The organism is Acidiphilium sp. PM (genome assembly GCF_000219295.1).
GTDB lineage: Bacteria > Pseudomonadota > Alphaproteobacteria > Acetobacterales > Acetobacteraceae > Acidiphilium > Acidiphilium multivorum.
In genome coordinates this window covers 1-11,731 of sequence record NZ_AFPR01000464.1, presented here as the reverse complement: position 1 = coordinate 11,731, position 11,731 = coordinate 1, and the positions used below count along the sequence as shown (strand labels likewise).

The 11,731-nt window shown below is 52.5% G+C and carries 12 protein-coding genes; all 12 read left to right on the top strand.

Annotated elements, in window-relative coordinates:
• Position 1 precedes the first annotated feature (1 nt).
• The gene (locus tag APM_RS20520; protein ID WP_083818687.1) at positions 2 to 178 is read left to right on the top strand and encodes a Flp family type IVb pilin; all 177 of its coding nucleotides are present in this window, start codon (positions 2 to 4) and stop codon (positions 176 to 178) included.
• 333 nt (positions 179 to 511) lie between these two features.
• The gene (locus APM_RS21585; protein ID WP_138919211.1) at positions 512 to 2,521 is read left to right on the top strand and encodes a hypothetical protein; all 2,010 of its coding nucleotides are present in this window, start codon (positions 512 to 514) and stop codon (positions 2,519 to 2,521) included.
• Between the two features lie 270 nt (positions 2,522 to 2,791).
• On the top strand, positions 2,792 to 3,730 hold the full coding sequence (gene trbB, locus APM_RS20515; protein WP_083818686.1) for a P-type conjugative transfer ATPase TrbB: 939 nt from the start codon (positions 2,792 to 2,794) through the stop codon (positions 3,728 to 3,730).
• A gap of 61 nt (positions 3,731 to 3,791) precedes the next feature.
• Positions 3,792 to 4,226 (top strand): TrbC/VirB2 family protein, encoded by a 435-nt coding sequence (locus tag APM_RS20510; protein ID WP_158004999.1) that lies wholly within the window; start codon positions 3,792 to 3,794, stop codon positions 4,224 to 4,226.
• Complete coding sequence (gene trbD / locus APM_RS23135; RefSeq protein ID WP_039888865.1) at positions 4,223 to 4,534, top strand: conjugal transfer protein TrbD; 312 nt, start codon at positions 4,223 to 4,225, stop codon at positions 4,532 to 4,534. The genes APM_RS20510 and trbD overlap by 4 nt, the downstream gene beginning before the upstream one ends.
• Positions 4,535 to 4,549: 15 nt before the next feature.
• Positions 4,550 to 5,017, top strand: coding sequence for a hypothetical protein (locus APM_RS21575; protein WP_007424043.1), 468 nt, complete (start codon positions 4,550 to 4,552; stop codon positions 5,015 to 5,017).
• On the top strand, positions 5,017 to 7,545 hold the full coding sequence (locus tag APM_RS14105; protein ID WP_039888863.1) for a conjugal transfer protein TrbE: 2,529 nt from the start codon (positions 5,017 to 5,019) through the stop codon (positions 7,543 to 7,545). The genes APM_RS21575 and APM_RS14105 overlap by 1 nt, the downstream gene beginning before the upstream one ends.
• Positions 7,546 to 7,662: 117 nt before the next feature.
• Positions 7,663 to 7,932 carry a hypothetical protein gene (locus APM_RS14100; RefSeq protein ID WP_039888862.1) on the top strand — a complete coding sequence of 90 codons (270 nt, stop codon included), beginning with the start codon at positions 7,663 to 7,665 and terminating at the stop codon, positions 7,930 to 7,932.
• A 48-nt stretch (positions 7,933 to 7,980) separates the two neighbouring features.
• Complete coding sequence (trbJ, locus tag APM_RS20505; protein ID WP_083818684.1) at positions 7,981 to 8,730, top strand: P-type conjugative transfer protein TrbJ; 750 nt, start codon at positions 7,981 to 7,983, stop codon at positions 8,728 to 8,730.
• 52 nt (positions 8,731 to 8,782) lie between these two features.
• Positions 8,783 to 10,624, top strand: coding sequence for a P-type conjugative transfer protein TrbL (gene trbL / locus APM_RS20500; RefSeq protein WP_007424040.1), 1,842 nt, complete (start codon positions 8,783 to 8,785; stop codon positions 10,622 to 10,624).
• 63 nt (positions 10,625 to 10,687) lie between these two features.
• Positions 10,688 to 11,368 carry a type IV secretion system protein gene (locus APM_RS20495; RefSeq protein WP_007424039.1) on the top strand — a complete coding sequence of 227 codons (681 nt, stop codon included), beginning with the start codon at positions 10,688 to 10,690 and terminating at the stop codon, positions 11,366 to 11,368.
• Positions 11,365 to 11,731 (top strand): hypothetical protein (locus APM_RS14095; protein ID WP_039888861.1); only part of this gene is annotated, 367 nt, incomplete at its 3' end. The genes APM_RS20495 and APM_RS14095, both read left to right, overlap by 4 nt.

Genomic DNA, 11,731 nt, shown 5'->3' with positions numbered 1-11,731 from the left:
CATGCTTCAGAAAACTGTCAACGCTTTCATCGCCGACGAATCTGGTGTGACCGCTATCGAGTACGGTTTGATCGCCGCTCTGATTGCCGTCGTCATCATCGCTGCCGTCACCCTGGTTGGCAAAGACTTGTCGAACATCTTCAATACCGTTGCAACTTCGCTCTCGAACGCGAACTGATCGGCATTGAACTCTCCCTGCGTCCGGCCAGGGTCATTGCCGGACACCACCTTACATTACATTAACTACATTTAATTTTATATAACACAACCATCGGAAACCCATTATTTTATTTGGTTTTCCGTCATAAACCCTTTCGGAATCTACTAAATCTGGTCAACCAGGCCCGTCATGATCGAGTCATGACGCTTGATAGTTTCTTTTTCTTATATTATAGAATAGATAGTGCAAGATAACCCTACCGGTGCTGGCTACCCAAACCAAAAATGCCACCCAAAAACTGGTTATCCCACAACGATTTTTGACCGCCCACGGCACCTGGAGACACACAAGATGGCTAGAGCAACACAATTAAATCAGTTCAACGCAGACCTGGGCTGGCTGACCCGTGCTGGGATGATCATTAAGGCTGTCAACCAGCCAGAATCTGGTTCTGACGATTTCATGCTTGAAGAATATGATCCGATTCTGGACGCCATTTTCGATACTGGCGTTCCAGTAGATCGCTTTATGTCTATCCCGCTTCACGCCATTGCCGAGGCGGCTGCAACGCACTCTAAAAATTGGCGTGGAGAGAGATTCGGTAACCGACCGTCTCTTTATGTCGCATTCACCAAGCTTGCTGAATCCGTTTGCGGGTCGGCAAAAAACAAATTTGTAAAAACAAAAAAAACGGCTATCACAGATAATATTACATTCAACGATAAAATTTTGTCGGCAATCGTATATCGCCATGCTCTTAATGATCGCGGATTAAACACGGATATTTTGCCCGACGACATCCCCGTTTCGGCTGATGAGGAAATCCGGGTGAAACGCTTGCTCGGTTCGAAGCTGATTCATAATTCGAAAACATGTCAGATCGTTTTAACCGAACACGGTGATTGCAAATCGGATCTGGGATGGCAAATCGCTCTCGCGGACTACTACATCCGCTTGAGAGCGTTGAGTTACGATTTCACTAGCAAACCAATCCTACGGCTCTGCCCGGATGCTAAAGCTTTTGCGATGTCACACTTGCGTAGTTTGTCCGGCTGCATGACTGCAGGCTTGCCGGTTAAAAGAGAGATGATCGTCGCGCAACGTGCGGCGGAAAAAGACAAGGATCAAACCGTCTTTTGCGGCTCAACTGATATCGATGAGTCTCACCAAGTCCGGTCAGATGTAACACCAGAATCGATGTTGATCGATGCAGAGATGTTCGCTGGTTACGATGTCAGTTACATCGCAGACATGCTTGCTAAAAAAGCACATGATATCGCTACCTGCGCATCACGTTTCAAAATCAAAGCCATGGTCGAACAATGCATCGAAGTAGCGAAACGGCAGGGAGATGATGATGCCGTGCTGACTTTGACGCACATCTCGAAATCGATCGTATCTGCTGAGAATGTCAAACAGACATACGCCGAGGGCTTTGCTGAATGCGTGTTCACCGTTGCTGAATTTGACGACCTCGATGAGCAGGATGTCCTGGATGCCCGTGCGGCGTTCACCGTCATCGAAGGCGGCCTGGCCGATGAGGATAAGGTCATCCATGCGCCGAGACGGGCGGCCCGTGGTGTCGCGCGCACTGCAATGGCGAGGTTGGCACAGTCGAGATTTGCCACCACCGCGCGTCACTCGAGGACGTGCTATATTAGTAAGCATGACAATGCAAGTAGAAGAACAGCATCTCAAAGCTGGGCCATACCGATCGCCGGTTCGACACCGCAGCCGTGTGAAAACAACCATGCCGCGCGGACCGGCGAATTTGTATTCACGCGAAGAGATGCGGTCGATCTGGCTGGAATGGGTCAACCTTGTTTCGAATCTGATCGAAGCCGGGTTCACGAAATCCGCGATTACGACGCGTGCCGGGCTTTATGCGACGTGCGGCGGCGCGAGGAGCACACACAGATACGTACTGTATACAAGAGACGCAGATTGGGCGCGCAGGCCGAAATACGGGCCACAGACCCACTGCTCATCATCGGCTCAACCCTGGACCAGCCAGCGGGCCACTGGCCAAATCTTGTCAGCAATGGAAACCCTGGCTGGGCCAGAAGTCCGGGAGGAATTCCCAGATATGGCCCATCAAGCAAACTTGGCGCTCAAAAGACTCGCGGAGATCCGACATGCAGCTTGATCTGGATGACATCGAGGGGTGGGCTACAGAAGAAATCGGACCACAGGATTCAAGTGGTCAGAGACGGACTCGTAAAATCCTTCTTCGCTCACTCGTCAGACAAGTTGAAGCTGACAGAAAGCTTCCTCAACCATCCGCCTTGGAGCCTGGCACGGCACAACGACAGATTGCCGAAGCCCGACAACGACGAATCAAAAACCTGGCGGTCACATTAGGATACAAGCCTGCTGGAAAAGAGATCGTCGGTGAAGTTGTCAAACATGTCGCGGTTGACGCCCTGCCAGTCGCCGCGATCGTTAAAGCCGGGATTGAGGCAACCGGTGAATCCGGATCAGAAAGTGATAAACCTGGAGAGCGGAAGAAAAAGCAAAAACAACGCGAGAGCCGGTCCAAAAGCATCGGTTCGGGTCGAGAATTGGGTCTGGGGTTCGGGTTTGAATCCTCATGAAAACTATGATGTGGCACGCCACAGGGCGGCTTGACGCATGACTCCGGAACAGGAAAAACATGCTCGTCTAGTTGAGCAGCTACGAAGAACGTTCGGCTCAACAGTGATGCCGCTTTTCAGCGACTATTCTGTCGTCGAGATCATGTTGAACCCGGACGGTAAAATCCTGGTTGAGCGACATGGACGTGGTATTGAAGAGGTCGGTAGCTTAACGCCGCACCAAGCGAGGAATATCGTCAACTTGGCGGCAGCTTCACTTGAGACGACCGTCAACGCTGATCGACCGATTGTCGAAGGCGCGCTACCTGCCGAATTTGACCGCGCCAGATTTGAAGGTTTGGTTCCACCTCTTGTGACAGAGCCAACATTCGCGATAAGACTCCGACCGCGCACGGTTCATACACTCGATGATTATGTTGAGCGAGAAATCATGACAGCCGACCTGGCGGATCAGATTCGCCAGGCGGTCAAAAATCGCAAAAATATCCTTGTTTCGGGTGGCACTGGCAGCGGTAAAACTACACTTTTGAACGCCATCTTGGCAGAGATTGCGGGTATAACCGGTCTCGATCAGCGCATTGTCATGATCGAAGATACAAGCGAGTTAAAATGTGATGCTCGTAATGTCGTTCCACTTCTAACGAGTAGCGCTGCTAAGATCGACATGACAGTGCTATTGAAAGCGACACTAAGACTCAGGCCCGACCGAATCATCGTCGGTGAGGTCCGCGATGGTGCTGCCCTGGCTTTGTTGAAAGCATGGAATACGGGTCATCCAGGTGGAGCGGCGACACTACACGCGAACAACCCCCGCGCGGCTTTACTCCGGCTCGATCAGCTATGCCAAGAGGCCGGGGTTCCACCACAAAGAGACTTGATAAAAGAAGCTGTAGATATCGTCGTTCAGATTGCGCGTGATGCAACCGCGCGGTCTGGTCGACGCATAACAGATCTGTTGCGCGTAAAGTGTGACTGACTGTGCTATATAATATAGAAGATCAGATATGGTATCTGGTCGAAAGCGAAAGGAGCGCGATATGCGCGACATGATATCGACACTAAAGCGAATCGCTGCTGTCCCAGCCGCGCTTCTTCTCTCGACTAGTGCTGCCATGGCTAGCACTGGTGGTGGTAATCTGCCGTGGGATGGCCCGCTTCAAGCTTTAGAGCAAGACATTACTGGAACTGTCGCTCACGTCTTCATCATTATCGCGATTGCTACGACCGGTTTGCTGTGGTCATTTGGCGATCACGGAACATCGATGAGAAAAGTGGCTGGTATTGCTGCCGGTGGTTCGATGGCGCTTGGTGCAGCATCTCTCATAACTGGCCTGTCGATGGGGTCAGGTGCGACGATTGGTTCAACCGGACCGGGAATTGCAACACTATTACTTGTTGCGTCTTCAATTGCAGTGCCATCTTTTATGTTCTTGAACAGAGATCGTAAAGTCTCTGAAGATGATGTTGCATGATACAGAGAGAGCAAACACGTCGAATACCGATTCACTCATCTCTCCTCCGGCCCCACCTTCTTGCAGGTGGAGAGAGAGCGCTTACGATGCTAAACGCAACGTTTGCCGCTGTACTGATTTTCGGTGTTGAGACGATACCAGCCATTTTAACCGGTATCGTTGTTTTTATACTTGTACAGACAATACTTGTGATGATGGCTAAGCGCGATCCGCAGATGTTTGACACGTACAAGCGGCACATACACCACAAGAGGTTCTATCCGGCGCAAGCCTGGCTGCACGCGATCAGACGTGAGCCACGCGTCTAAAAGAGGATAATCACAATGCCATGGTTCACCCCGGCTTTCACGCCAGCCCCACCACCAGCACCGGCTCCCGAGATTATATATAAAACAGAAATCCCGGTCGCACCGCATGAGAAGCTTGTGCAAAGCCGGGTGACACCCGCCGTCGTTGCTTATCAGCAAGTGCCAGCGGTCATACCTGCACATGCTGTCCCGGCAGCTTTGCGTAAAACGGTTTATTTGTCATATCACCGGCAGAAAGATGTGGCCGCCGCCCTGGCGATGATCGCCCGGCAGACTGGTTACACTTTTATCAATGACACACCTGGCTCAAACGTCGTCATCCCAAGAAATGCTGGTGTGGCATGGATATCCGGCGTTCCCGATGGTGCTCCCGCGATTGCCGATCTTCTGGCAATCGGTCGCGTTGTAGGTCATGCGATGACTGTCCAAGTCGATCCGAACAACATGAAGATCACACTTATAAAAAACGGCGAGGCTGAATAATGTTGAATCTCAAAGAATATCGGTCCGCAGCAAAGGGTCTTCCGGACCTCCTGAATCTCGCGTTCATTGTCGGTTCACCGAATGTCCACGGACAGCCAATGGCTGTCGGTTTGACAAAATCTGGTACGTTGATCGGCGGATTTAGCTATGCCGGTCCCGATCTTGAGTCGTCCAGCCCCGGCGATTTGGAAGTATTGTCAGCGCAGATCAACCATGCCTTGAACCGGCTCGGCTCCGGCTGGGCTTGCTGGATCGACATGATTCGTGAGTCGACGGTTGATTATCCATCCGTCGACGAGTGTTGCTTTACAGAGCCGGTCTCTATGTTGATCGACGATGAGCGTCGCGGCCAGCATGAGCGCGAGGGGTCACACTTTATAAGCCGCTACGCGATCGTTTTCGGCTTCACACTACCATCTGACGCTGAATCAAAGCTGGTGAAAGCTGTTATCTCAAATTCAAGCCAGCGTACGGATGGGTTGAATGAGCACATCTCACGGTTTGCAACAGAAATTGAATCTATCGTCAGTGTCTTCCGAGGCTCATCCCGCGTCACTGTCATGTCTTCGTCAGAACTTTTGACGCACATCCACGGCGCGATCACCGGCGATTATCATAAAATAGGTGTCCCCCGAATCCCGGCTTTCCTCGATTCCGTGATTGGCGCGCATGATCTTGTAGGTGGGTTCGAACCAAAAATCGACGGGAACGCAATTCGCATCGTCAATTTTGGTGGATGGCCGCACGAGACAAGGCCGGAGATTCTTGAGTCTCTGTCAAACCTGCCTTTTCCGATGCGCTACAACATCAGATTTCTTTTCCTCGATCCGACTGAATCGCAGAAAATGCTGACGGTTCACCGCCGCAACTGGTTTCAAAAGCGTCATGGAATTGGGAGCCAGATCAGCCAGGCGATGGGCGGCGAGGGGTCTTCTTTTGTAAATACCGACGCGATTCAGATGGCAGCAGATGCAGATGCCGCCATTGCCGAGGCGTCATCCGGCGTCGTCAGGTACGGCTTGATGACAGCAAATGTTGTCATCATCACACAAGACGCTAAAACAGCTAATGATCGTGTTCGGCAGGTTCGGCAGCACATCGACAATCTTGGATTTGTCACACGTGTAGAGACTGTCAACGCGCTTGAGGCGTGGCTCGGCACGATTCCCGGTCAGACTTATGAGAATGTGCGCCGACCGCTGATGAACAGCTTAAATTTAGCTGACATTATGACAACAACATCAATCTGGGCTGGCTCTGCACGGAATCCAAACCCGTTCCAGCGCGATCCAGAGACCGGTGAGTTTGCCCCACCGCTGCTCTACGGTGCCACCAGCGGCAACACTCCGTTCCGCTTTTCGCTCCATGTCGGGGATGTTGGTCACAGCTTGATCGCCGGTCCGACCGGCGCTGGTAAATCGACGCTCCTGGCTCTGATTGCCGCACAGCATCTTCGCTATGCCGGTAGTCGTGTATTCAGCTTCGATAAAGGCATGTCGATGTTCGCACTGACCCGCGCGACAGGTGGCGCTCACTACGAGCCGGGCGCTGACACTTCATCTCTGCACTTCGCTCCCTTGTGCAGAGTCACCGAAGGACCGGCAGAGCGGGCCTGGGCGGAGGGCTATATCGAAGAATTGTGTGTCATGCATAATGTTCCGATCGATGCCGCACGCCGCAAAAGGATACATGAAGCAATCGAGTCCCTGGCCGCCAGCGATGGTGATAAGTCGATCACGAATTTCACAAACATCGTTCAAGATGAGGAAGTTCGCGCGGCGTTATCTTTTTACACCATGACCGGACGCGCTGGGATGCTGCTTGATGCAACATCCGACAGTCTCGACCTGGATTCCAGGTTCACCACTTTTGAACTCGACCACTTGCTACAAGCGGGTGAAGCATCAAAGCTGATCTCCGTCCCGGTATTGCTCTACCTCTTCCACCGCATTGAGCGGTCGTTGACTGGTGCTCCCAGCCTGATTCTGCTGGATGAAGCGTGGGTAATGCTTGACCATCCGATCTTCTCCGCGAAGATCAGAGAATGGCTGAAGACACTACGTAAAGCGAACGCTGCTGTTGTTTTTGCAACGCAGTCACTGGCTGATTTACGCAATTCGCCGCTCCGCCCCGTAATCCTTGAGTCTTGCCCGACAAAAATCCTGTTGCCCAACCGCGAGGCTATGGGCGACCAGATCAGGCCGCTTTACCACGACCTTGGGTTGAACGACTGGCAGATCAGACTATTGCAGACTGCAATACCTAAATCCGACTATTACATTGTGACACCAGATGGTCGCCGGAGAATAACGCTCGCGCTCGGCCCGGTCGCCCTGGCGTTTGCGGGTGTGTCGGATAAAGAATCGATCGCTATCATACGCGATATGATAAACCGGTTCGGTGATAGGTGGCCGATCGAGTGGATGCGCCGCGTCCTGCCGTACGACAGGCATGATTGGATCAGCTACGCTGAAACAGTCTTTTCAGAATTTGACGCTGCTCGAAAAAAAATGGGGGGAAATCCTTGAAAAGCTTAAGTAAACCAGAACTCTACAGTGGCTTCTCTGTCGTAAGCCCTCCGCAGAAGCGTTATGAGTAGGTAATCTCGATAATCTCGAATGACGATGTAAAGGAGAGAGAGTGTCATGGCTTACAGGATGGTGATGATCAATGGCGAGTACAAAATGGCATACGTGCCGGAGCCGATCAATTTGAACGGTGCGGAAGTCGCGGCTTGGCTACTTCTCTTTAGTGCAATCGCTGGTGTTGTCGGTATCGACTACTTTTTCGGCAATCACGCAGCGATGTACTTTGTTGCAGCTATCCTTGCCGCCCTCGGCTTCTTAATCGTCCGTGCGGTTCTTCGCACTGCTTTCAAAATGTTCCGTGGCGTGGCCCGCCTGATCTTCCACTAAGTCGTCCGGGGGCCATCCGGGCGATTTAACGGCTCATGGTGCTATATAATGCGTATGAAGACTTTCAGTAGAATTGCCCTCGTCGCTTCTGTCGTCTTTGCTCCCGTTGTTGCCCGTGCTGGTGGTGGTGGTTTCGGCGGTATTGCTGGCGCAACCTTACCGGAGCAGATCATACAAGAAGCCACTTCAGTAAGTCAGCTTGCGCGGCAAGCACAGGAAGTCTCGAATCAGCTTCAACAGATACGCTATCAAGTCCAGAATCTGGCTTCCTTGCCGCAGAATTTGTGGAGTCAGACATACGGTGATCTGAGTAGCTTGACGAATATCATGAGCCAGGCAAACGGTCTTAGCTACACAATGCAGAATGTAAATTCTGCTTTTCAGAGTCAGTATCCGTCATACAATTCCAGTGAAAACTACAATCAGCTTTACAAGAAATGGAGTCAGACAACATCGAACTCTATTGCCGCCGCTCTACAAGCGCAGGGGTTCAACGCAAATCAGTTTGCAACTCAGCAATCGGCACTGAATGCGATAGAGCAGGCAAGCCAGAGCGCGACGGGCCGGATGCAGGCTTTACAGGCGGGCAACCAGATCGCGGCGATGGAAGTCACACAGCTACAGCAACTTCAGCAGCTACAAAGTGCAAACAGTGATGCTCAACTGGCCTGGATCAAACAGCAACAGACACAACAGGCACAGCAAGAGCAGGCTGGTAGTCAGGCTTGGAAAAACTGGAACAGTTACACTCTCCCACCCGCGCAGGGTCAGGGCTATGGCGCGTTTTCACCGCCATAACATAATGTTCATCATGCTATATAATATGTAAAACTATGAGAGACACGCTGGTATGACAAAAAACAGAGTATTACAAGCTATTTTGCTTGCAACAACAACAATGCTTGTCATGACCAGCACTGCACATGCTGCTGGTATTCTCGATAGTGTGACGAACGATTTTAAAAGTCTTGAGCCAACGTGGTTCAACGCGCTTTCAACAGATGCGCGTCAGATTTTCAGTATACTCGTTGTAATCGAAATTGCTTGGTTCGGGCTATCATCTCTTCTCGCAAGCCGTGGTTTTGAAGAAATCGTTCCAGGTCTTTTGCGAAAAGTGATGGTGATCGGCCTTTTCTATGCGATTCTAATCAACGCGAATGCTTGGATTACAGATATCATCAACGGCTTTCAAACTGCTGGTGCGACCGCTGCCGGGGTTAGCGCGTTATCTCCGTCGACGATCGTCAGCTACGGTGTAGCCGCCGCGCTCCGCATCTTGAACGGCGGACAGATGACGGTCGCCCATAATGCCCATAATGGCGGCTGGTTTTCATTTTTGAACATCGGCTCCGATATCGGTCGGATGGCCGGGTTCTTTGTCGAACTCGTCGAGCGGGTCATCCTCGCGGTGATGATTTTTGTCGCATTCTTTGTCATCGCGATCGAGATGCTGATTCTACTCATAGAATCATATCTCATCATCGGTGCGGGCGTCCTTTTCCTCGGCTTCGGTGGTTCGAGATGGACCGCGAGATATGTGAATAGCTACATAAACTACGCGATTTCGATCGGAACAAAGCTTTTTGTCATCTATCTGATCGTCGGCGGTCTCTATACGACAGTCATCCCTGAGATCAACGCACAACTTAACAGCATTTCGACACATCTGAATGTCGGTGCTGTTCTGACAACTGCTGTGACCGCAATGGCGGCTGCATTGCTTGCAAAGAAAATCCCGGAACATGCCGGTGCTCTGCTCGGCGGTGCAAGCAATCTGACCGCTGGTGCATTCGGTGCCGAGGTCGGTCGCGCGGCGATGATCGGTGGAACCGCTGCCGCTGCGGTGGCGACAGGTGGTGCTGCGGTCCTTGCCAGCGGTGCTACAGCCGCTGCTACAGCCGCTGCTACCAGCGCTGGTGCCGGGGCCGCCAGTGTTGCCGGTGCTGCTGGGGCGGGTGGTGTGGCCGCGTCTTCTGGTGCTGCCGGTGTTGCCGCCCCTGCCGTCGCCGGAGCCGCTGGGTCTGCCGCCCCTGGTGGTGGGGCAACTATAGCTGCGGCAACCGCCCCAGGTGGTGTATCCGCTGGCACTGGTGGAGCAGGCGTATCCGCGCCGAAACCAGGTGCCGAACCGTCTTCGTCCGGCTCTGGTGGCTCTACACAAACTGCACCACAGCCCGCCGCTAGTGAGCCGAAAAAGATGAGTAATGGTCGTCCGATCGCAAACCCTAACGCATACGACTCTGATGAAGATAGCGCTCAATATGCCGACCAGCCACAATCTGCCGGTTCTTCAACCACATCATCGCCAACTACATCCACATCGTCGGCAACATCAGGAATATCGGTCCCGCCAGGACCGGGCAATATCGGCTCGCCCGGCACGCCAACCGCAAAACCGTCACCTGCAACTGGTGGTGTGGCGCAAACTGGATCCGGATCGACCGGTTCTACTTCTAGTGACGCTTCACTGCCAGAGAACAACCCCGCCTCTGGCAGTTCGACAACACCTGCCGCAGCACAATCCGGCCAGTCTGCACCCACACAGAAAATGTCGATATCAGAGCGTTTTGCGCGCAACATGCGCGTTGCCCAGGGCATGAGCAACATGATCGGCAAAGCCGCTGGTGGTCACGGCTCAACATCCGGTGTGTCGGCAAGCCATGCCAATTTCAGCCACGGCAATGACGTATGACGCGCGGCGGGCGGTTGGAGGCCAAATCATGCTATATAATCACTATGAAACGAGGCACAGAGAATGACTGACAAACCAATAGCCGGTGATCCGACACCTGATTACATCGCCGCCAAGGCAGAATGGATGGAGCGTTATGGCAGCTACATCGCACAAGCACGGAATTGGCGAGCCGCCTGTTTCGGTGCGATTGTTGTTGCCGCGATCGGTGTTGCTGGTGCGGCATACGAGGGCGGCAGGACTCACATTGTTCCGTACGTCGTCGAAGTCGATCATCTCGGTCAGACAGTTCGCCTGGCGCAAGCCGTTCGATCTGGCTCACTCAATCAGCCAGTTGTCCGCCACGTCCTGACGGCCTGGGTTTCAAAAGTCCGCGAACGGCTGACCGATCCGCTGGCACAGCGGGATTACATTGAGTCAGCATACAAATATGTCGATCAGAATGCGGAAATTGCGCTCTCTCGATATTACAAGCGGCACAAGCCATTCTCCGGGAGAGACAACGGGAATCGTTCAGTTACGATCACGTCAGCAATTCCACTCGGCACGCCAACAGCGAAAGGTGGCTCATACGAGATCGACTGGACGGAGAAGCAGTATAATCTGCATGGTAGAATCGTAGGCGTTCAGAATTGGCAGGGCGTTATCACATACGCAAATCTGCCGGTGAAGAACGCTAAACAGGCAATCGGCAACCCGTTCGGCATCTACATCACGTCGTTTAGTTGGAACAAGACGTTATGATGCTTGCTGCAACAGCACTTGACGCCCTTCTCGTCGGTTCGACCATCATCGCGTCGGAAGCCAGGACTCGCATTGTCCGCCGTGTCGCGATCGGATTGAATATCGCGTCGTATATCCCTGTCGCGTGGCTTGCCACAAAATACCAGTTCCAGTCTGATTTTCTTGCGTTCTACCTCGCCGCACTTTTTGTCACTTCTGCAATGAAAGTCTTTCCAAAAAACTGGCCGCTCATCGCAGGATTGTCGCTGATGTTCGTTTCGATGGACATCAGGTGCATGTTTCTACACCAGAATCTGTTGCTGACCGGCACAGTGATGGCCGCCATTTTTGCTGTTGTGCAAGTTGTCGCGTGCAAGACTTATA